Raw genomic sequence first — 20,804 nt, 5'->3', positions numbered from 1 at the left:
AATTTAATTCAATAAGGAAATTAAGTTTTTAAAGAGTAAAAATTAACTTAATTTTTATAGGCAGGAAGGGAGAGAACTCAACCTCTTCTGATCGAAGAGGATGGGGAGCTCTTCTAAATTTTGCATGTCTACTTTAATTCAAGACTGTTGTAAACAAAGCCAATGAATGTTATTATTTCTATTGATCCAAAAATAGGAAGGAGGAATAATGGAAGAAGAAAATAAGAAATCAAATAAATTTATGCCACCCCTTGACATCACATCGTTGCTGGTTCCTTTCTATACGCAGGCTCTTATAAAACTTGGAGAAATGGAAGATCCTCTCTCTGGAGAAAAAGATGAAGATATTAATTTTGCAAAAAGACTTATCGATTTAATCGAACTGTTTGAGAAGAAGACAAAAGGCAATTTAATCCAGGAAGAAGAAAAATTTGTTGAATCAATTCTCCATAATTTAAGAATGTTATACTTGAAAAAAGCCAATATTATAAAAATATAGATTGAATGGAAATAAAAGAATTAAATAATATATCAACGCCTGAAAAAGAAACGTCATTAACAATTGGAATATTTGATGGAATCCATTTAGGTCATCAACGAGTAATAAGAAATTTACTCCTGACATCAAAAAGGAAAAATTTAATTCCAGTTGTAATTACATTTAATCCTCATCCAGAAAAAATCTTGGGCAAAGGCGAAGTCCGTCTTATCCAAACACTTTCCCAGAGGGTTGAAATGTTAAAAAACATGGGAATAGATAAAATCATCATTCTTAATTTCAATGAAAGATTAGCTCAGACAGAACCGGAAGATTTCATCTATTTTTTGGCAAAAAACCTGAAAATGAAAGAATTATTCATAGGAAAGGATTTTACATTTGGAAAAAACAAAAGAGGCAATTATTCTATGATTGAGAAATACAGCAAAATTCATAACTTCCAACTTAATCAGGTAAAAATTTTAAAAATTAATCGAGAAAAGATATCATCTTCTTTAATCAGGAAAAAAATTGAAGAAGGCGAAATCGAAAAAGTAAAAAAATACTTAGGAAGGCCATACTCGATAATCGGAAATGTTTCTAAAGGATACTCCAGAGGAAAAAGATTGGGAATTCCAACTGCAAACTTAATCCCGGAAAATGAGATAATTCCAAAAGGAGTCTTTATTTCTGAAGTAAAAATTAAAGAAAAAATTTATCCATCTGTAACAAACATAGGGTTCTCTCCTACCTTTGGAGGAAGCACGATTGGAATTGAAACCCATCTTTTTAACTATGAAAATGACCTCTATAGCGAAAAAATTGAAATCTTTCTGATAAAAAAAATCAGGGATGAAATTAAATTTCAGAACGAAGAGGAATTAAGATTTAGAATATCAAAAGATATAAAGATTACGAAAAATTATTTTAAAAAACGTAACTTTTAAATTTTTTTGAATAAAGATTCCCACTCTTTCAATGCCTTTTCCCTTTTATCCATTTCTTCTCTCGAAGAAGTTTTAAATTTGAAATATTCACAAACAGTAAAAACATCCTTTTTTAATGGAGGCTCAGCTGCAGGTTCTTTACATTCATTGTGAGAAAAATGATCATAAAATTGACAATTCAAACATACACGCAAATATGAATTACAGACAGGGCAGACATCTTCTCTTTTGATTGGAAATGAAACCACCACCTCGCTTCTGCAATTAAAACAAAAATACATATAAAAAAATTAACAAATAAAGGAAAATATGTCAAATTTATCCCTCTTTCCGATTAAAAGATAAAAGACATAAAACCAGCTTTATCATTGATTCACTAATGCTCAAAAAGGAGGGACCCACAGTGATGGTATATTTTTATAGAAATAAGAGGATATTGAAAAGAAGCATGGTAGAGCTATATACGCCATCAACCCTATTTACGATGCTTGAGCCTGAGCAAAACCACAAAAAAGGCAGAAGCGATTGCAAGTATATTCCCAAAAAGCGCCACAGGATCCTGAGGAATACGAAACTGCAAGTCGAGGATGGCATTTCCTAAAGATCTGGCTCGAACCACAATAAGTCCAATTCCCAGAATGATACCCCCTAAACCTATCCATTCCAGCCAAGGTTGCTCTTTTTTCATTGATATTCTCCTTTTATCAATTGATATTAATCACAACCAGCTACTTTTCCAGGGCCTCTTGGGTCAGAAAAACCATAAAATTCGCCTTCCTCACCATTAAAAATTATCGCCTGAACATCTCCCAGTCTTTTCCTGAATGAAATTTTATGACCTCTTTTTTCCAATTCTTTCAGAACGATATCTGAAAATTTTCCTTCCTCTAACACAATTTGATTCGGAATCCATTGATGATGAAACCTTGGGGCTAAGACTGCATTCTCAATAGTCATTTTAAAATCTAATAAATTCAGAATAACCTGTGCTACTGTATTAATTATTGTAGGTCCTCCTGGGGAGCCCAACGCCAGAAATGGCTTATCATCTTTCAAGATTATAGATGGGACCATCGAGCTTAACATTCTTTTTTCAGGTTGAATTGAATTCTCTTCTCCTCCAATTAATCCATATATGTTAGGATAATTTGGTTTTATGCAGAAATCATCCATTTCATTATTCATCAATACCCCTGTTCCCTTTATTGTCACTCCTGAACCATACCCTCCGTTAAGAGTATATGTGTTTGATACAACATTTCCCCATTGATCTGCCACAGAAAAATGAGTTGTTTCTTCAGATTCTTTGAATGGATCTCCAAAATCTGATTCCTTCTCATCCATTGCCTTTAAAAATTTTATTTCCTGAGCCTTTTTAAATGCATACTCCTTTGAAATAATCCTTCGCAATGGAATATTCACAAAATCAGGGTCTCCCATAAATTTAGCCCTATCCCTGAAAGCTAATTTCATTGCTTCTGTTACTATATGAATGTACTCAGCAGAATTATGTTGGAATGTGTTAAGCTTAAAATTCTCAAGAATGTTCAATATTTCAACAAGAATTGCCCCAGATGAGGGTGGCGAAGGTGTTATTATCTCATAATTTCTAAACTTAAATCTTATTGGGTTCCTCAGCTTAGCTTCATAGCTCAAAAGATCATCTTTCGTTATAAAACCTCCGTTCTTTCTCATGTCAGCTTCAATCTTAGATGCAACTTTTCCGCTGTAAAATCCAGTTTTGCCCTTTTTAGATATTGCTTTTAATGTTTTCGCCAAATCTTTTTGTATTAAAAGGTCTCCTTCTTTGTAAAAATTTCCGTTATTAAGAAAGATTTTTTTACTCTCTGCATTCTTAGAAAGATGCTTTGACCTTTTCAATGACTCTTCCAGATATTTATTAACTTTAAACCCCTTTTCTGCTAATTCAATTGACGGCTTTATCACATCTTCTAATTTTAAGGTTCCACATTTTTCTAATGCCATTGTTAAGCCTGCCACTGTCCCAGGTACTCCGATAGCAAGAAATCCTTCTGTGCTTAAATTTTCGATAACCTCTCCTTTTTCATCGAGATACATATCCCTATGAGCTTTCTTAGGAGCTTTTTCTCTGTAATCTATCAAAAATACTTTCCCATCAGCCATTCTGATAAGCATAAACCCTCCTCCTCCAATGTTTCCAGCAGGGGGAAACGTAACAGCTAAAGCAAACCCAACAGCAACTGCAGCATCCACAGCATTTCCACCTTTTTTCAGGATTTCAATTCCTACCCGTGAAGCAATCTCTGAATCTGAAGCAACAACTCCCTTTTTAAAACAAAAGACTTTATCTGGTATCAAGAACAGCAATATAACTATTATTCCAATTATTTTGCGCATTTCATCTCCTTATTTTTTCATATTTATATTAAAAATTTGAGAAGGAAGGGTGGCCAACAAACATTCATTTAAATTGAGAAGTCAACCATCTTTTGAGCGATATATCGACGAGCATCTAAAAATCTGTGAGTGAGGATAATCTCCTATATTTAGATTATCTAAAGAAAAATGATTCAACCAAAACATATCTTTATAAAAAACGTTTATTACTATTTTATTATTTTAAAAAACCTTTCCCATCGAGTTTTCGGGATAAAGGTTATGATTGTTTCAAAAATGCTCTTTATTTTTTCAAGCCCCGTTTTCAAATGCTCGCCCCTCTTTGCTTTATAAGACCAGTAAATTATCCAGGGTTTACCTTTGATATAATCTCTATGAAGAAAACCCCAAACTCTACTATCAGAACTATTGTCCCTGTTATCTCCCATAACAAAAAAACAATCTTGGGGAACTTCCACGGGTCCAAAATTATCTCTCACTATAATTTCTTCAGGAAGGAACTGACTTTTGAAATAAATTCTATTATCTTTGTGAAATTTATACGGCTCATCGAGTGGTTTCCCATTAATGAATACTCTCTTGTTTACAATTTGAATTTTTTCTCCACCAAGAGCAATGACTCTCTTCACGAAATCCTTTGTTGGGTCTTCAGGATATTTAAATGTTACTATATCCCCTCTTTTTATTTGTTTATATGGAAGAAACTTTCTTTCAAAAGAATTTGTAGCTGGAGAATATGCAAATTTATTTACTAAAAGATGGTCTCCTATCAGCAATGTATCTTCCATCGAACCCGTTGGAATCTCAAAGGCCTGAACAACATAAGTCATAACAAAGAAAACAAACAGAGCAGTTTCAACGATTAATTCAAAATATTCTCTGGATACTGAAACCTCTCTCTTTTTTTCCTCTTTTTTCGCTTCTTTTATATCCTTATTCTTCTTTCCCATACTCTACTCTCTCCTTCAAATTGTTCATACTTCTTCTCTTTCTTCTTCCAATAAGTCATGGATAGTCTGTATTCTCTTTATTAAAAAACTTCTCTTTCCGTTTGGAACAGTTACCACTACTTCCTCCCCCATTTCTTTCCCCATTAAAGCTCTCCCAACTGGCGAAGCGGTAGAAATCAATCCCTTTCCAACATCAGATTCCTCTGGAAAAACGAGTTTATAAACAACTTCTTTGTTTGTATCCAATTCAATAAGATATACCTTAGAACCGTAACCAACTTTATCTCTCGGGATATCATCGATATTTATTAGTGAAATATCTGACAATCTCTGCTTAAGCTGAGCAATCCTCGCGCTTAAGTAAAACTGCCTCTCTTTTAAATATTGATATTCCGCATTTTCACTCAAATCACCTAAGGAAGCTGCTTTTTCAAGCTCTTTTGGAATGTCTACCCTTAATTCTTTCTCCAGTTTTTCGATCTGGATCTTTAGTGTTTTCTTTATTCTTTCCATTCTTCTGAAACATCTTTAATTTTCAAATAAAATCCTCTCATTGTCAAGCAAATAAAGGATTTGCCCTCAGTAATATTATGGCAAAGATATAATCTTATTAATGTATTTTAATATAACCTACTTTTTCTTTTGTATTTTTAAGAAAAAAAAAGATTAGGGTGGATGTTAATTGATTATGACTGAAAAGTTATGATATTTTTTAAAAGTTACGGAGGAAGGTCGTGCAAAGAATCGACGTGTTGAACTTGTAGAACAATAATAGACGAAAATAAAAAATATCTCATTTGATTGAAACTGAATTAAAAAGCAAGATTTTTGATCTGACAAAAAGAATTTGATAACATCTTTTTCTATTTTCAATCGCTTGAAGGAAAATATGATTTTTAATGAAGAAGAAGCAAAGGAAAAAATCACGGAATATTCTGATAAAGGCGAAATTTTTAAAACATTGTTAAAAATTTTAAGAAATTCGGAGGAAAAATATAAAATCCATCCAAAAGCAACAGGATTTGAAATCTCTATAGATAATCAAGTGAAAGGTAAACCAAACAGAGGAATAATTAAATTCTTTTTCCATAAAGATAAAGTGGTTGGTTTCTTCTACAAGAAAAGCCTTATTCCCCATAGTCGCGATAGATTCAGCTACGGCGGTATGGAAGTAAAACCTGAATTCTCCGATGAAAATCAAATTAAATCTTGGCTAAAATTTCTCGTGTCAGGTTTCTCCCCTTCTTATAGACCAGAAAAATTCCGAAGGTCGTTTCCATTTGACATACCAGAATAAAAATTATGCTGAATCCTTAACTCTAAAAAGAGGTCAACCATCCCCTTCGCTCAGAAGATGGTTGACCTCTTTATAAAATTAAATAAAAATTCTGACGTGTTCTGAATTTTTATGCTATAATAAAAACCTTAATGAAAAAGAAATGGTAAAACTTAATCCAGGAGAGCTTCAGTTAGATTTATTCTGCAAAGGAATCAGGATTGATGAAAGTTGCACTCTGGACAAGGATGCAAGGCTATTCGCAAGGACAAGGGCTGGGCTTGGAAGCGGATTGGAAGTTATTATTCCTGGAAAGCTCAAAGATATATGGACGAACATACCTGTAGAAGAAGACTTCGCTCAAAATTCACCTTATTTACTCAAGAAAATAGAGGATGATTATTTTGTGATAGATGAAAGGAATAATCTCAAATATTTGATTAAAATTCCAGAGGAACCCAGGTGGTACAATGAAAAAACATCTTCTGAAACTTTAATGTCTATGATAGGAGTTATGCAGGGAACATACCTTGGAATTTATGTTTCAAACTCCTGCGGCTTCTGGTATTATGATCCTCCGATGAATTGTAAATTCTGCACAACAGGGTTGAACGTTGGAGTTAATGAGGTAGCTGAAAAAAAGATCGAAGATGTAGTGGAGACTGCCACTCGAGCAAAAGAAGAATCAAAGATTACATTTGTTCATTTAAACTCGGGTTATAACAGTGGAAGAGATGCTGAGGTAATGGCTCCTTATGTGAAAGCCCTTAAAGAAGAGGTTGGAGTGTTAGTCGGTGTCCAGTTGATTCCACCAAGAGAACTATGGAAAATCGACTGGCTCATAGATTTAGGAGCTGATCATTTCTCATATTGCTATGAATTTCACAATCCTGAGTACTTCGAAAAATTCCTTCCAGGAAAATTCAAACTTGTCAGACAGAAGACCTTTTTTGATGCCCTCGAACACACTTCAAAAAAAATGGGAAAAGGGAAAGCATCGGGTGAAATAATCGCAGGGGTTGAACCGATAGAAGATACTCTAAAGGCAATAGACTACATAACTGATACTGGAGCATTTCCCACTGTATGCATTTTTAGACCTGTAATTGGAGCTGACATGGAAGATTTTCCTTCTCCATCCTATGAGGATATGTATGTTGTATTTAGATATCTCTATAAATCATGCATTAAAAAAAATATCCCTACAGGGATTGTTCCGAATATTGAAGTAAGTCTCGTTGTCTTACCCGCTGATGCAAAATATCTTGTTGAAAGGGATCTTAGATACTATATCTATAACTTCAAAATGAATGTGTTGAAAATCCTCGCAAAGCCATACTTCAAGTATAAAATGAAAAAGAGGAAAATTAACATTCCCCTTGACCCAATGGAGTGGAAGGAAAAATTCTATTGAAGAACCCCGCCCCTGAAGGGACGGGATTTCAGCGAGCCTTCCGTTCAAATTGATTCTGCCCAAACAATTCCATCCTGAACCTTTCCAATCCTGATCTTTGTTAGCTCTTTCTCTCTATTTTTTAAGTTTATAACTTTTGCCTTTATGTAATTAGAAGTAAGAACTTCTCCGCTATCGAAATTATTTCTGATTACAACCCCCTCAAGCTCTTTGCCCATGAAATTTCTAATAAATTTTTCTTTTTTCTCCCTGGATAATTTTCTCAATAGAGAAGCTCTTCTGGTTTTTACTTTCTCATCAACTTTATTATTCATTTTAGAAGCCTCTGTGCCAGGTCTCGGAGAAAAAGGAAAAACATGAAGGTAATCTAAAGGAACATTTTTAACAAACTCGTATGTGCGTCTAAAATCTTCATCTATTTCTCCTGGAAATCCGACAATGATGTCAGCACCCACGCAGCTTTCAGGGAGGCTTTCTTTTAACTTATAAATAATATCTTCATATCTTTTTGCAATGGAATCCCTTCGCATCAACTTTAAAATTTTTTCGCTGCCACTCTGAATAGAAAGATGGAAATGGGGAGCTATTTTCTCAGAGGAAATTAAAGTTTCAATCATTTCTTCATTTAAAAATCTGGGATCCAGCGAGGTCAGCCTCATATAATTGACTGAATTTATTTTATTTATTTCTCTAATCAAATCTGAAAGTTTTCTTTTTGGTGAGAAATCTATTCCCCAGGAATTTATGTGAATTCCGGTGAGCACTATCTCTTTGTATCCCTCATCAGAATATTTTTTTATTTTTTCTATGATCTCCTCAGATGGAATGCTTCTACTTTTCCCTCTTACCAATGGAATTATACAAAAAGAACATTTTAAGTTACACCCATCCTGAATCTTAACAAGCGCCCTTGACCGATAAGAAACTACTTTTGAACCATTTTGTTTTTTTCCGAATGTATCAATTATTTTTTGAGGGATTGAATCTTTTTCTTCATTTAAAACTTTTAAAAATATTTCACCAAGTCTTTCCAACTCCTCTGGTTTTCTCTGGAGATAACATCCTGTCAAAACCACCCTGGCTTTTTTATCCTTTTGATTAATTTTCTTTATTAAATTTTTTACATCTCTGTCAGCTCTTGAAGTTAATGTGCATGAATTGATTATCACGATGTCAGAATCTTCGAAATTCTTTTCAAACTTATATCCATTCTCCGTCAAAGATTCTACCCATTGAAATGCTTCAGATGTGTTAGCTCGACACCCAAAATTATATACTGAAAATCTCATTTATTCATTTATTCCCTTTCACCAACTTCTTTAAATTTTCAGATTTTTTCTCAACCTCAATTTCTAAATTCTCCCTGTATTTTTGAAGTTTTTGTTTCAGGTTTTCATCCTGGAGAGAAAGAACTTCAACTGCAAATAGGGCAGCGTTTGAAGCGCCTGATTTTCCTATTCCCATCGTAGCAACAGGAACCCCTTTCGGCATCTGAACTGTCGAAAGTAATGAATCAAGTCCTGAAATGGAGCTTTCCATCGGAACTCCTATAACAGGAATTAAAGTATGAGAAGCAACAACACCTGCTAAATGAGCTGAACCACCAGCGCCAGCAATTATAATTTGCACGCCCTCCTCTTCTGCCTTCTTTACGATATTAAGAGTTCTCTGAGGAGTCCGATGAGCTGAAGTAACCTCAATTTCATAATCAACGCCAAAATCATCTAAAATTTCTAACGCATCCTTAATCTGAGGAAAATCAGAATCAGAACCGATAAGAAATAAAATTTTACTCATGTATCCTCCTCAATCTTTTAAAGAACCCCGCCATTCCTGAATCAAGTTCAGGACAGGAAATGGCGGGGATTCTTCGACGGCAAGGTATTTTATCATTAATATTGCTCGCCTTGACCTGCCCCTGAAGGGGCGGGATTGCGGCGAGCCTCCCGTTCAACACCTTTTCCAATATCCTTTCTATAGTACATCCCTTCAAAATAGATAACTGATATCGCTCTGTATATTTTTTCCATGGTAGAAGACATACTTTCATCGCATCCTGAAACTCCTAATACTCTTCCTCCTGATGTGAGAAACTCAGAATTTTTCTTTTTCGTTCCAGCATGAAACACCTCAATTCCCTTAATCGATGAAGCTTTATCCAGTCCTTTAATGATTTTGCCTGTTTCATATTTATCCGGATATCCTTTAGAGGCAACCACAACGCAACCTGATGGAAACTTACTCCATTTAACTTGCGATTTTGATATATCTCCTTCAACCGCACCAATCAGAAGTTCCATTAAATCACTTTCCATTCTGATTAAAATGGCCTGGTTTTCAGGATCTCCAAATCTGCAATTGAACTCAAGAACTTTGGGTCCATCGGAAGTTAATATCATACCTGCGTATAAAACACCTCTGAATTCATTTCCCTCTTTTTTCATGTACTGGATGGTTGGTATTATTGTTTTACTCATTATTTCCCAATAAATTTCTTTAGTTATGTATGGAGAAGGAGAAATGGCTCCCATTCCTCCTGTGTTAGGGCCTCTATCACCATCAAAGATTTTCTTATGATCCTGGGAAGTCACAAGGGGAATAACTTTCTCCCCATCTGATACCACTATAAATGAAACCTCCTGACCAGATAGAAATTCTTCTATTACAACTTTTTCTCCAGCCTCGCCAAATATTTTATTTTTCATCATTAACTCAATTGTATTTCGAGCTCCGTTAAAATCATTACATATTACTGAGCCTTTTCCTGCAGCCAGACCATCAGCTTTTATAAGTAACGGGAATTTAAATCTTTCTGAAGAAATAATTTTTACAGCCTCATCTTCAGAATACACAATTTCAAAGTCAGCCGTAGGAATGTTATATTTTTTCATAAATTCTTTGGCAAAAATTTTGCTTCCCTCGAGCCGGGAAGCTGAACGTGTGGGACCAAATATTTTAAGCCCATTTTTCTGAAATTCATCTGTTATTCCTTGCGTAAGAGGAAGCTCAGGTCCCACTACCGTGAGGTCAATTTTTTCTTTCTTAGCAAATTCTATTAAATCGAAAATCTTAGATGACTCAATGTCAACATTCTCAGCCACCCCAGAAGTCCCTCCATTTCCAGGCGCGCAGAAAACTTTATCCACAAGAGGACTCTGAGAAATTTTCCATGCAAGAGCATGTTCCCTTCCTCCGCTTCCTACAACCAGCACTCTCATAAAATTCACCTTATAATTTGTATTAAATTAAATTCTATCAACAATCAATCTATTTTTAAAGATTACGTTTTGAATCATCTAATACTAGATTCTTAGGCGAGACAACATGCTATATCCAGAGCTCAATATTTTTGACTATCTTCTCCAATCTTCTTGCTTTTTTAGACTCTTTTGTATCTTATATAGTATTATTCTGATTGGCAATGAATAAAAATATAGTGTAAATTTCTCATGGAAAAAGAAGCATGATTAAGAAGCCAGGGTTTTTAAGGAGTAAAATATGAAAAAACTCGAGCTGTATCAAAAGATTTTCATAGGTCTTATACTGGGATTAATCCTCGGGATTGTGTGGGGTAGAGCAGCAATAGCTATTGAGCCTGTAGGAAAACTCTTTATTCGATTGATAACCATGGTCGTTATCCCCCTTGTCTTTGCCTCCATATTCGTTGGAACAGCAAGCCTTGGAGATGTTAAAAAGCTGGGAAGGATAGGAGTAAAAACTCTGATTTATTATCTTTTAACCACTGCAGTCGCCATTTGCATTGGACTTCTCCTCGTTAACACCCTGAAGCCAGGATATGGTCTTGAAAAAAGTGCGCAAGAAAAACTTCTTAAGAATTATTCAGGTGAACAACAGATAAATCTGGGAGAGATTAAAAAGCTTTCCCCTGTAGATTTTATTTTAAACATTGTGCCTACCAATCCCATAAAAGCTTCCATGGAAGGAAATATGCTTCAGATAATATTTCTTGCGCTCATTTTTGGTATAGCTGTAAGCGCCATGGAACAGAGGAAATCCCAGCCTCTCATCGATTTCTTCGATGGGCTTTCTGATTCTATCATCAAGATTGTTCATATGATAATGAAGCTTGCTCCTTATGGAGTTTTAGCTCTTATAGGCGCGGTTATCGGTCGGTTTGGAACTGGAATAATAATGACACTTTTAAAATATTGCGCAGTGGTAGCCACTGGTCTTCTCATTCATACCTTCATTGTATTCCCCTTTAATTTATGGGTACTTGGGAAGGAGAATCCATGGAGGTTTTTTAAAGGGATGAAGGATGCAATGCTTATGGCTTTCTCTACCTGTTCTTCCAGTGCCACCCTTCCTGTAACCATGGAAAATTGTGAAAGGTTAGGAGTTCCTCGATTTATATATAGCTTTGTCCTCCCCCTGGGTGCTACAATTAATATGAATGGAACAGCCCTTTATCAGGGTGTTTCCGCAGTCTTCATTGCCCAGGTCTACGGAATACCACTTACCCTCCCGGACCAGCTTACCATAGTTCTAACAGCTACAGCCGCTGCCATAGGAACTGCTGGAGTTCCTGGAGTTGGTATGATAATGCTGACCATGGTATTAAGAGCTGTGAATGTTCCTCTGGAAGGCATAGCATTGGTCCTGGGAGTGGACAGATTTCTTGATATGCTCCGAACCGTGCCCAATGTTCTTGGAGATGCCACATGTGCTGTGATAATGGCAAATATTGAGAAAAGAAGAGAGGCAATAAGCGATACCTTAATCCGTAAATAAACTTAATCAATTAGTAACTGACTCTTTTTTAATTGAATTAATCAGTAAAGTTAATTTATAATTTCTTTATGGCAAAATGGGTATACATTGAAAATATTGGAGAACATTTAGCTGAAGAAATAACAATAAAGGGATGGGTCTATAATAAAAGGTCAAGCGGGAAAATAAGATTCCTTTTAGTCAGGGATGGCACTGGATTAATTCAATGTGTTGTATCAAGAGAAAATAAAGATGACCCCATATTTGAAACTTTTGATAGTTTAACTCAGGAATCATCATTAATAGTCACAGGAAAACCCAGAGAAGATAAAAGAGCTCCTGGAGGATATGAGTTAGAAGTTTCTGACATAAAAATTATCCAGATAGCAGATGAATATCCAATAACACCAAAAGAACATGGTATTGCTTTTCTTATGAATCATAGACATCTCTGGTTACGTTCATCAAGACAACATGCCGTGTTGAGGATAAGGGCTACGATAATAAAAGCCATCAAAGATTTTTTTGATGGAAATGGATTCATTCTTCTTGACACTCCAATCTTAACTCCAGCAGCCTGTGAAGGAACCACAACTTTATTCGAAACCAATTATTTCGATGAGAAAGCTTTTCTAACCCAGAGTGGTCAGCTTTACAATGAAGCAAATGCCATGGCTTTTGGCAAGGTTTATTGCTTTGGGCCTACTTTTAGAGCTGAAAGAAGTAAAACTCGAAGACATCTTATGGAATTCTGGATGGCAGAGCCTGAAATTGCCTATGCTGATCTTGAATATATCATTAACCTTGGAGAAGACTTAATCGTATACATAGTTGAAAAGGTCTTAGAGAAAAACAAAAAAGAGCTTGAAACTCTCAACAGAGACACAAAAAAACTTGAAATTATAAAAAAACCCTTTCCAAAAATCCGATACGATGATGCTGTAGAAATCCTCCACAAAAAAGGTTCTGGAATAAAATGGGGTGATGACCTGGGTGGAGACGAAGAGACCATAATCTCAGAATCATTCGAAAAGCCAGTTGTAATCACTCATTATCCAGCAAAGATTAAGGCATTTTACATGGAGCCAGACTCAGAAAGGCCTGATTTAGCCCTCTGCATGGATATGTTAGCACCCGAAGGCTACGGCGAAATTATCGGAGGTAGCCAAAGAATTCATGACAAAAATGTCCTTTTAAAGAGAATGGAAGAATTCAACCTTCCAAGAGAAAATTATGAATGGTATATAGATTTAAGAAGGTTTGGCTCAGTTCCCCATGCAGGGTTTGGCCTTGGACTTGAAAGAACAGTTGCCTGGATATGCAAAATTGAGCATATAAGAGAAACAATTCCCTATCCAAGGCTTCTCTACAGAATATATCCATGAATAAAGTAGGAATCATATCTTTAGGATGTGCAAAAAATACTGTGGATTCTGAGGTGATGCTCGGAACGCTCAAAAAAAAAGGTTATGAAATAACAAATAAGATAAACGAAGCCGACACAATAATAATAAATACCTGCGGGTTTATCGATGAGGCGAGAAAGGAATCAAGGGAGGCCATCTTAGAGGTTCTGCCTCTTAAAAAAGAAAATAAAAGAATAGTTATTACGGGGTGTATGTCTGAAAGATACAAAAACTCTTTAAAATATGAATTCCCTGATGTGGACGTTTTTCTCGGAGTAAATGATGTGGAAAGAATTGTTGATATACTGGAAAAAAAACAAAAACCCTTCTCTTCAACTCCTTACATCTACTCAGAAAAATCTCCGCGATTACTTTCCACTCCAAAAAACTGGACATACATTAAAATAGCAGAGGGATGTTCCCATTCCTGTTCATTCTGCTCGATTCCCTCGATAAAAGGTGATTTTCGGTCAAGAACAATTGATTCTATTGTAAGGGAAGCGGAAATTTTAGCAAACAGAGGAATAAAAGAGATAAATCTAATTTCTCAGGATACAACTTCCTACGGAAGAGATTTGGCGTTGAAACATGGTCTTTTAAAACTTCTTAAAAAATTATCGAACGTAAAAGGAATCGAATGGATTAGAATACTCTATGGATATCCAGATGAAGTTTATGATTCTCTTTTAGATACGTTGAAGGAAGAGAAAATCTGTCCATATCTTGACATACCTGTGCAGCACTCTGAAGAAAAAATTTTAAAGAAAATGGGAAGGGGGATGGATGGGAAAAAGATTTTAAAATTTTTAGAAAAAGTTAGGAAAGAAGTGCCAGACATTGTTATCAGAACATCAATCATTGTGGGATTTCCTGGGGAAGGAGAAAATGAATTTTCGAATTTGATTGATTTCATCAAAGAAGCAAGATTTGATCGGCTTGGGGTTTTCACTTATTCAAAAGAAAACGGAACAAAAGCTGAACATTTAGGAGACCCAATCCCAAAAGAAGAAAAAATGAGGAGAAAAAACATTCTTCTTAGACTCCAGAAAGAAATATCCCTTGAGAAAAACGCAACGCTGCTCGGAAAAGAAATGAAAATTCTAATCGAGGGCACCTCCGATGAAAACCCCAATTATTTTATAGGAAGAACCAAAGTTCAGGCTCCTGAAGTAGATGGTTATTTTTATGCAAGGAAAAACAGGTTTATAAAAAAAGACTTCTTAACAGCAAAAGTCGAGAAAATTGGATACCATGACCTTTTCGGGAAAATCATAGGTGAATAATCTAAGCAGATTGGTTTCCACATTTTTTGGAGTTGGTTACTTTCCTCTCATCCCAGGAACAACAGCAAGTTTTATTTCTGCAGCTTTATATTATTTCTTTTTAAGAAATCAACCTAATATTCTAATTCTGATATTAATTCTTTTTCTTACCGTGACAGGAATTCCTACTTCCACCGCATCTGAAAAATATTTTCTCAAAAAGGACGCAAAGCCGATTGTCATTGATGAAGTAATAGGTCAGATTGTATCTCTTTTTATGATACCTGCAACTCAGAAGAATGTACTGCTTGGCTTTATACTTTTCAGATTCTTTGATATCGCAAAACCTTTTCCAGCAAGATATCTCCAAAGGCTAAATGGCGGATGGGGCATAGTCCTTGATGATGTATTTGCTGGAATCTGGGCAAACATTTTCCTTCGAATATTAATTACAATTTTCAAATGAGAGCTGAAATAATTACAATCGGATCAGAACTTCTTTCGTTTTATTTTACAGAAACTAATTCAATGTATTTAACAAGGAAGCTCGAAGAAAATGGAATTATCGTCGGATTTAAAACCACGGTTGGAGATAATGAAGACGATATTATAAATTCAATAAAAATAGCGACATCGAGAGTTCCGATATTAATAACCACAGGAGGACTTGGACCAACTGAAGATGACATTACAAAAAGTGCTTTCTCAAAAGCTCTTGCTAAAAAATTAATATTTTCAGAAGAAATCCTTCATAAGATAAAAGAAAGATTTAAGAAAAAAGGAATTGAAATGCCTGAAATCAATGTAAGACAGGCTTTTTTCCTTGAGGGAGCTGAAATACTGGATAATGAAGTAGGTATTGCTCCTGGGATGTGGATAGAAGATGAATCGAACAAAATTGCAATTTTGCCAGGTCCTCCTTCTGAGTTAATCCCGATGATGGAAAAATATGTGATTCCTAAACTGAGAAAATTAGCTCCATATCATATCTCAAGAAAAACTTTAAAAATTGCAGGATTGAGCGAATCTGAAACCGATTCAATGATATCTGATATCTATCGAAACATTAAAAATCCAAGGGTAACTCTCCTTGCTTATCCTGGACAAATCGAAATACACATTCTTGGAAGGAGTAAAAAAAGCCAGAGTGAAGCTGAAGAGACGGTAGAAGGGTTAGCTTTAAAATTTAAAGAAAGGCTCGGTGATAATGTATTTTCCACTTCTGAAAAATCTCTTGAAGAACATTTGGGTGAACTCCTGAGGGAAAGAAATGAAACTTTAGCAATTGCTGAATCATGCACAGGGGGCCTCCTTTCATCAAGAATTACAGATGTACCAGGAAGTTCAGATTATTTCGAAAGGGGCATAATATGTTATTCAAATCAATCTAAAGTTGAAATGATTGACGTAGAAAAAAAACTTTTAGAAATACATGGAGCTGTCAGTCGGGAAGTATCGATTGCTATGGCTGAAAGCATCAGAAAAAAAAGTAAAACTACATATGGAATTGGCATAACTGGAATTGCAGGACCTGCTGGTTCAACCAAAGAAAAGCCAGTGGGTCTTGTCCATGTTGCTCTTTCATTTGAAGGAGGCTATAAACATTCAAAAAATCAATTTTTTGGAACAAGGTCTCAAATAAAATTTCAGGCTACTCAAAAAGCTTTAGACATGCTGAGAAGACATATAATAGAAAAAAGTAATTATAAAACATGATATTGATTTGATCATTTAATGAGAACATTCATAGCCATCGATTTTCCAGAAGAAATAAAAAAATTGATTTATGAAAAAATAGATGTATTAAAAAAATTTGAAGCAAATATTAAATGGATAAGAGAGGAGGGAATACATCTGACACTCAAGTTTCTTGGGGAGATAGACGAGAACAAACTAAATTTAATCAATAATAAATTGAAAAAAATATCTGAAAGCATACCTTCTTTCTCTCTTATTGTTCAGGGAATGGGAACTTTTCCTGAAAGATCAAAATCTCCAAGGGTGATATGGATAGGAATAAAAGAGGAAACTAATTTAAAGCGGCTACAGGAAAACATAGAAGAAGAGATGGAAAAACTGAGCTTTCAGAGAGAAACAAGAAAGTTTTCTCCCCACATTACTATAGGACGGGTAAAAGATTCCAAACATATCACCAAAATTCTTGATGTGATAGAAAAGGAAAGAGAAACATTGTTTGGTAAAATAAAAGTAAAAGAAATTATCTTATTCAGAAGCATATTGAAACCTGATGGAGCACAATACATTCCATTGGAAAAATCCCCTTTACAAAATGCTTGACATAAAATTTCAAAAGGACTGGGAAGGATGAAAATTTCAGTAATAGGCGGAGGCTCCTGGGGAACAGCATTCTCTCTTTATTTAACCCGTCTTGGATATAGGATAAATCTATGGGTTCGAGAAGAAGATATTGTGGAATACATAAAAAAATACAGAGAAAATAATATTTTTCTCCCAGGATTTATCCTGCCAGATTCATTAAAACCAACCGGAGATTTCAAAGAAGTTTTTTCTGATGCTGAAGTTATTTTTTTTGCAGTGCCATCTAAATTCTGCAGAGATCTATTTCAACAAACCTCTCCTTTTATAAAAAAAGATGTACCGTTAATAAGTTTAACAAAGGGGTTCGATGTCATATCACTAAAAAGAATCTCAGAATTAATGGAAGAAATTTTTATTCCATCACCTCCTATCGCTGTGCTTTCAGGTCCAAGTTTCTCAAGAGAAGTTGCAAAGGGATATCCCACCGCAGTTGTAGTAGCATCAAAAAATAAAAAATTAATGAAATTCATCCAAAGCCAGATTTCTTCTTCTCAATTTCGTATCTATACGAATTCAGATGTAAAAGGGGTTGAATTAGCAGGGGGTTTAAAAAATGTGATTGCCATTGCTGCAGGAATTGTTTCAGGTCTCTCTATGGGTTATAATGCATTAGCAAGTTTAATGACTCGAGGAATTGCAGAAATTTCAAGACTCGGAATAAAAATGGGAGCTAAAAGGAAAACATTCTATGGACTGGCAGGGATTGGCGATTTGATTTTAACATGTACAGGGGAGTTGAGCAGGAACAGAAAGATAGGAATCGAATTAGCAAGAGGAAAAAAATTAGATGAAATTATTCTTGATTCAGGTCAGGTTGCAGAGGGTGTCACTTCAACGTATGTGGCTAAGAAATTATCCGAAATAAATAAAATTGAAATGCCTATAACAGAAAAAATATATGAAACCCTTTATGAAGGAAAGGATATAAAAGTTGCTATATCTGAGCTAATGACAAGAAAATTGAAAGAAGAATGACTCTCTATATTTCTTATAAAATAGATAGTAAAGAAATTCATTACATTCTCGAAAAGAAAAAAACTTCTCTTGGAAGAGCTTCAGGAAATGACGTGGTCATTCCTGATATATCAGTGTCCCGTCATCATGCAGAAATAATAAAAGAAGGGGATACTTTTCGGATAAAAGACTTAGATAGCAAGAACGGAACATTCTTAAATTCAAAAAAAATAAAAGAATCTATAATTGAATCAGGTGATACCATAAAATTAGGTAAATTTGAAATAAAAGTTTCTCAAAGGGAATCAGAGGTTGAAATCACAGAAGAAGCAGATTCATGGGTTACAATGATAAAATCTGTTGACGAAGTCTCTCCTCTCATAAAGGGAGAAATAGTGGAAAAAGAAAAGATAAAACTTTTAGGAGGAATTCTGAAGTTTGGCAAAAGTTTGATATCAATAAAGAATCAGGAAGAAATATTAAAATATCTTGTGAATTCAATTTTTGAACTTACCCCTTCCGAAAGAGTATCAATTTTACTATTAAGCAAGGAAAATAATAGCCTTGAACCCATAATTTTTTTGCAAAAAGTGGAAAGGGAGAGAAAACTTTCTTTGAGTAAAACCATTGTAAATAAATCAATTAATGAAAAAGTTGCTATCCTCTTTTCTGGCTCATCGATTGATCACAGATTTGATGAAGCTGAAAGCATAAGAATATACGGAATTAAATCGGCCATAAGTGTACCTTTATGGATCGAGGATTCGGTTCTCGGTCTTATATATGCTGACTCCCGCGATGAAAGAAATAAATTATCAAATGAACATTTAGAAATTTTATCAATTTTAGCAAATTACGCAGGGATAGCGCTCCATGAGTTTGACTTAACACAAAAATTAGCAGAAGAGATTAAAATGAGAGAGAAACTGGAGAGATATCATTCTCCAGGTATTGTCTCAAGACTTATGGAGCTAACCCAGCAAAAATTGGGATTTTCAGAAAAGGATGTTTCTGTTTTGTTTCTTGACATTGTGGGGTTTACTTCAATTTCTGAAGAATTAGAGCCCTCTGAAGTCGGCCTACTTTTGAATTATTTTTTTTCAGAAATGACCGAAATAATTTTTGAAAACGAAGGGACGCTCGATAAATATCTTGGAGATGGACTGATGGCTATATTCGGAGCCCCATTTTCCCAGATAAATCACGCAGAAAGAGCTGCTAAAACTGGATTGGAAATGATAAGAAAAACAAAGAAAATAAATATGGAATCTGCCTTTAAAAAAGAAATAAAGGTCAGAATCGGAATCAATAGTGGCAAAGCAATCGTGGGTGATTTTGGTTCGCTTAAAAGAATGGAATATACATGCATTGGAGATACGGTAAACCTTGCATCTCGTTTTCAGAACGCTATCGCAGAGCCAAATCAATTAATAATAGGAGAAAATACATATAATCTTATAAGAGATAAATTCAAAACAAATTTTTTAGGTGAGAGAAAGATTGAAGGTATAAAAAGATATGTAAGAGTATGGGAGGTAGTAGAATAAACTTTAATTTTATGAATAAAAAATTATTAATATATTCTTTTGTGTGTGCTTTCTTAATTCTATTCTATCTCTGTGTACCCTCCCAGGTTAACCTGATTAAAAAAAGAGAAAAAGATCCTTTGTATCAGTTAAACATGGGGCTTTTATTCCTGAATGAGGGAAAGATAGATCTTGCGATAATCCATTTACAAAAATGTGCTCAACTGGATCCTAAAAATTATAAGACATACAATGCCCTTGGCTTATCATACACAATAAAAAGAGAATGGGATAAGGCAATTTCATATTTTGAAAAATCTTTGGGTATAAATCCAGAGTTTACCGAGGTTCATAACAATTTAGGAATTATTTATCAGGAGAAAGGAGATTTTGAGAGAGCAAAAAAAGAGTTTGAGAAAGTGATATCCGATCAAAATTATCAACAGAAAGAAATTTCTTATTACAACCTTGCAAGATTGTACTACATTCAAAAAAATTATGAAGAATCCTTTAAAATGATAAACTTAGCGATAGAAAAAAGAAACCACTATTCTATTGCTCACAACTTAAGAGGTATCTTACTCCAAGAAAAGGGAAAGTTAAAAGAAGCAGAACATTCATTCAGAAAAGCCCTTGAATTTACTCCAGATGATGTTGTAATAAATGAAAATCTAATAAGAATTCTTATAAGATTGGATAAGAAAGAAGAAGCTTTAATGATTTTAAATAAAATCCTTCCCCTTGCTCAGGATCAAGAAACAAGGGAAAGACTCAAAAATATTCTGGAACAGAATAAATAAATAACTCAGTGTGCTGTCCCATAAATATCTTCGCAAACAAAGAATTTCTCCTAAAGCACACTGAAGGGGTATGGGGAAGAGGCTTCCCCATGTCTGGAGGGTGCTCAGCGAAGCGTCTAAGGGGGGCTTGCCCCCATAGGGAAAGTGTCGTGTCACATAAGAATAACGAAAGATATTTAAGTGACACGACACTAGTGTGCTGTCCCTTAAATATCTATAGCAAACGCATAAAATATTGTTACATGTAGGGCAAGGCTTTAGCCTTGCATTAAGCAACCCCCGAATCAAGTTCGGGGCAGGCTCTAAAGGGTTGCCCTACAATTTATTTAATGCGTTTGTAT

General features: G+C 34.8%; 20 protein-coding genes. 13 read left to right on the top strand and 7 right to left on the bottom strand.

Annotated elements, in window-relative coordinates:
• Window positions 1-208 precede the first annotated feature (208 nt).
• Together AB1410_04390 and AB1410_04385 are read left to right on the top strand one after the other, a co-directional pair.
• Window positions 209-499, top strand: a complete 291-nt coding sequence (locus AB1410_04390; protein MEW6455938.1) for a DUF1844 domain-containing protein — start codon at window positions 209-211, stop codon at window positions 497-499.
• A 5-nt stretch (window positions 500-504) separates the two neighbouring features.
• The gene (locus AB1410_04385; GenBank protein MEW6455937.1) at window positions 505-1,425 is read left to right on the top strand and encodes a bifunctional riboflavin kinase/FAD synthetase; all 921 of its coding nucleotides are present in this window, start codon (window positions 505-507) and stop codon (window positions 1,423-1,425) included.
• 475 nt (window positions 1,426-1,900) lie between these two features.
• Here AB1410_04385 and AB1410_04380 read toward each other — a convergent pair whose 3' ends face one another.
• From AB1410_04380 to greA, 4 genes are all read right to left on the bottom strand, one after another.
• Complete coding sequence (locus tag AB1410_04380) at window positions 1,901-2,113, bottom strand: hypothetical protein (protein MEW6455936.1); 213 nt, start codon at window positions 2,111-2,113, stop codon at window positions 1,901-1,903.
• 26 nt (window positions 2,114-2,139) lie between these two features.
• Window positions 2,140-3,804 carry a gamma-glutamyltransferase gene (gene ggt, locus AB1410_04375; GenBank protein ID MEW6455935.1) on the bottom strand — a complete coding sequence of 555 codons (1,665 nt, stop codon included), beginning with the start codon at window positions 3,802-3,804 and terminating at the stop codon, window positions 2,140-2,142.
• Window positions 3,805-4,013: 209 nt separating this feature from the next.
• A complete protein-coding gene (lepB, locus tag AB1410_04370; protein ID MEW6455934.1) occupies window positions 4,014-4,754 on the bottom strand; it encodes a signal peptidase I in 741 nt (246 codons plus the stop codon).
• A 24-nt stretch (window positions 4,755-4,778) separates the two neighbouring features.
• Window positions 4,779-5,267, bottom strand: a complete 489-nt coding sequence (gene greA, locus AB1410_04365; GenBank protein MEW6455933.1) for a transcription elongation factor GreA — start codon at window positions 5,265-5,267, stop codon at window positions 4,779-4,781.
• A 376-nt stretch (window positions 5,268-5,643) separates the two neighbouring features.
• Between greA and AB1410_04360 the strand changes: the two genes are divergently transcribed.
• Together AB1410_04360 and AB1410_04355 are read left to right on the top strand one after the other, a co-directional pair.
• The gene (locus AB1410_04360) at window positions 5,644-6,051 is read left to right on the top strand and encodes a hypothetical protein (GenBank protein ID MEW6455932.1); all 408 of its coding nucleotides are present in this window, start codon (window positions 5,644-5,646) and stop codon (window positions 6,049-6,051) included.
• A 142-nt stretch (window positions 6,052-6,193) separates the two neighbouring features.
• The gene (locus AB1410_04355) at window positions 6,194-7,444 is read left to right on the top strand and encodes a radical SAM protein (GenBank protein ID MEW6455931.1); all 1,251 of its coding nucleotides are present in this window, start codon (window positions 6,194-6,196) and stop codon (window positions 7,442-7,444) included.
• A gap of 44 nt (window positions 7,445-7,488) precedes the next feature.
• Here AB1410_04355 and mtaB read toward each other — a convergent pair whose 3' ends face one another.
• The 3 genes from mtaB to purD all read right to left on the bottom strand — a co-directional run bounded on the left by mtaB (window position 7,489) and on the right by purD (window position 10,662).
• Window positions 7,489-8,733 carry a tRNA (N(6)-L-threonylcarbamoyladenosine(37)-C(2))-methylthiotransferase MtaB gene (gene mtaB / locus AB1410_04350; GenBank protein MEW6455930.1) on the bottom strand — a complete coding sequence of 415 codons (1,245 nt, stop codon included), beginning with the start codon at window positions 8,731-8,733 and terminating at the stop codon, window positions 7,489-7,491.
• A 4-nt stretch (window positions 8,734-8,737) separates the two neighbouring features.
• Window positions 8,738-9,241, bottom strand: coding sequence for a 5-(carboxyamino)imidazole ribonucleotide mutase (gene purE, locus AB1410_04345; GenBank protein ID MEW6455929.1), 504 nt, complete (start codon window positions 9,239-9,241; stop codon window positions 8,738-8,740).
• Window positions 9,242-9,336: 95 nt separating this feature from the next.
• The gene (purD, locus tag AB1410_04340) at window positions 9,337-10,662 is read right to left on the bottom strand and encodes a phosphoribosylamine--glycine ligase (protein ID MEW6455928.1); all 1,326 of its coding nucleotides are present in this window, start codon (window positions 10,660-10,662) and stop codon (window positions 9,337-9,339) included.
• 280 nt (window positions 10,663-10,942) lie between these two features.
• On the opposite strand from purD, the gene AB1410_04335 reads away from it, so the two are divergent.
• From AB1410_04335 to AB1410_04295, 9 genes are all read left to right on the top strand, one after another.
• Window positions 10,943-12,196: a dicarboxylate/amino acid:cation symporter gene (locus AB1410_04335; GenBank protein ID MEW6455927.1), complete on the top strand. Its 1,254-nt coding sequence runs from the start codon at window positions 10,943-10,945 to the stop codon at window positions 12,194-12,196.
• A 68-nt stretch (window positions 12,197-12,264) separates the two neighbouring features.
• On the top strand, window positions 12,265-13,560 hold the full coding sequence (gene asnS, locus AB1410_04330; GenBank protein MEW6455926.1) for an asparagine--tRNA ligase: 1,296 nt from the start codon (window positions 12,265-12,267) through the stop codon (window positions 13,558-13,560).
• Complete coding sequence (rimO, locus tag AB1410_04325) at window positions 13,557-14,864, top strand: 30S ribosomal protein S12 methylthiotransferase RimO (protein MEW6455925.1); 1,308 nt, start codon at window positions 13,557-13,559, stop codon at window positions 14,862-14,864. Before asnS ends, rimO begins: the two co-directional genes overlap by 4 nt.
• Window positions 14,857-15,309: a phosphatidylglycerophosphatase A gene (locus tag AB1410_04320; protein ID MEW6455924.1), complete on the top strand. Its 453-nt coding sequence runs from the start codon at window positions 14,857-14,859 to the stop codon at window positions 15,307-15,309. The genes rimO and AB1410_04320 overlap by 8 nt, the downstream gene beginning before the upstream one ends.
• Window positions 15,306-16,559, top strand: coding sequence for a competence/damage-inducible protein A (locus tag AB1410_04315; protein MEW6455923.1), 1,254 nt, complete (start codon window positions 15,306-15,308; stop codon window positions 16,557-16,559). The genes AB1410_04320 and AB1410_04315 overlap by 4 nt, the downstream gene beginning before the upstream one ends.
• Window positions 16,560-16,577: 18 nt before the next feature.
• Complete coding sequence (gene thpR, locus AB1410_04310) at window positions 16,578-17,141, top strand: RNA 2',3'-cyclic phosphodiesterase (GenBank protein MEW6455922.1); 564 nt, start codon at window positions 16,578-16,580, stop codon at window positions 17,139-17,141.
• A gap of 27 nt (window positions 17,142-17,168) precedes the next feature.
• Entirely contained in the window at window positions 17,169-18,158 is a 990-nt protein-coding gene (locus AB1410_04305; protein MEW6455921.1) for an NAD(P)H-dependent glycerol-3-phosphate dehydrogenase, read from the top strand.
• The gene (locus AB1410_04300) at window positions 18,155-19,684 is read left to right on the top strand and encodes an adenylate/guanylate cyclase domain-containing protein (protein ID MEW6455920.1); all 1,530 of its coding nucleotides are present in this window, start codon (window positions 18,155-18,157) and stop codon (window positions 19,682-19,684) included. The genes AB1410_04305 and AB1410_04300 overlap by 4 nt, the downstream gene beginning before the upstream one ends.
• 11 nt (window positions 19,685-19,695) lie before the next feature.
• Window positions 19,696-20,463: a tetratricopeptide repeat protein gene (locus AB1410_04295; GenBank protein ID MEW6455919.1), complete on the top strand. Its 768-nt coding sequence runs from the start codon at window positions 19,696-19,698 to the stop codon at window positions 20,461-20,463.
• Window positions 20,464-20,804: the final 341 nt, after the last annotated feature.

The organism is Acidobacteriota bacterium, from assembly GCA_040756905.1.
Lineage (GTDB): Bacteria > Acidobacteriota > Aminicenantia > JBFLYD01 > JBFLYD01 > JBFLYD01.
This window is presented reverse-complemented; position numbering and strand designations above follow the sequence as displayed.

What these genes read in the sequence shown, in the direction of transcription:
- AB1410_04315 (MEW6455923.1), top strand. Translation starts at nt 15,306, where the DNA reads ATGAGAGCTGAAATAATTACAATCGGATCAGAACTTCTTTCGTTTTAT.
- AB1410_04305 (MEW6455921.1), top strand. Translation starts at nt 17,169, where the DNA reads ATGAAAATTTCAGTAATAGGCGGAGGCTCCTGGGGAACAGCATTCTCT.
- asnS (MEW6455926.1), top strand. Translation starts at nt 12,265, where the DNA reads ATGGCAAAATGGGTATACATTGAAAATATTGGAGAACATTTAGCTGAA.
- purD (MEW6455928.1), bottom strand. Translation starts at nt 10,662, where the DNA reads ATGAGAGTGCTGGTTGTAGGAAGCGGAGGAAGGGAACATGCTCTTGCA.
- AB1410_04295 (MEW6455919.1), top strand. Translation starts at nt 19,696, where the DNA reads ATGAATAAAAAATTATTAATATATTCTTTTGTGTGTGCTTTCTTAATT.
- AB1410_04380 (MEW6455936.1), bottom strand. Translation starts at nt 2,113, where the DNA reads ATGAAAAAAGAGCAACCTTGGCTGGAATGGATAGGTTTAGGGGGTATC.
- AB1410_04300 (MEW6455920.1), top strand. Translation starts at nt 18,155, where the DNA reads ATGACTCTCTATATTTCTTATAAAATAGATAGTAAAGAAATTCATTAC.
- rimO (MEW6455925.1), top strand. Translation starts at nt 13,557, where the DNA reads ATGAATAAAGTAGGAATCATATCTTTAGGATGTGCAAAAAATACTGTG.
- purE (MEW6455929.1), bottom strand. Translation starts at nt 9,241, where the DNA reads ATGAGTAAAATTTTATTTCTTATCGGTTCTGATTCTGATTTTCCTCAG.
- AB1410_04385 (MEW6455937.1), top strand. Translation starts at nt 505, where the DNA reads ATGGAAATAAAAGAATTAAATAATATATCAACGCCTGAAAAAGAAACG.
- mtaB (MEW6455930.1), bottom strand. Translation starts at nt 8,733, where the DNA reads ATGAGATTTTCAGTATATAATTTTGGGTGTCGAGCTAACACATCTGAA.
- AB1410_04360 (MEW6455932.1), top strand. Translation starts at nt 5,644, where the DNA reads ATGATTTTTAATGAAGAAGAAGCAAAGGAAAAAATCACGGAATATTCT.
- thpR (MEW6455922.1), top strand. Translation starts at nt 16,578, where the DNA reads ATGAGAACATTCATAGCCATCGATTTTCCAGAAGAAATAAAAAAATTG.
- lepB (MEW6455934.1), bottom strand. Translation starts at nt 4,754, where the DNA reads ATGGGAAAGAAGAATAAGGATATAAAAGAAGCGAAAAAAGAGGAAAAA.
- greA (MEW6455933.1), bottom strand. Translation starts at nt 5,267, where the DNA reads ATGGAAAGAATAAAGAAAACACTAAAGATCCAGATCGAAAAACTGGAG.
- AB1410_04355 (MEW6455931.1), top strand. Translation starts at nt 6,194, where the DNA reads ATGGTAAAACTTAATCCAGGAGAGCTTCAGTTAGATTTATTCTGCAAA.
- AB1410_04390 (MEW6455938.1), top strand. Translation starts at nt 209, where the DNA reads ATGGAAGAAGAAAATAAGAAATCAAATAAATTTATGCCACCCCTTGAC.
- ggt (MEW6455935.1), bottom strand. Translation starts at nt 3,804, where the DNA reads ATGCGCAAAATAATTGGAATAATAGTTATATTGCTGTTCTTGATACCA.
- AB1410_04335 (MEW6455927.1), top strand. Translation starts at nt 10,943, where the DNA reads ATGAAAAAACTCGAGCTGTATCAAAAGATTTTCATAGGTCTTATACTG.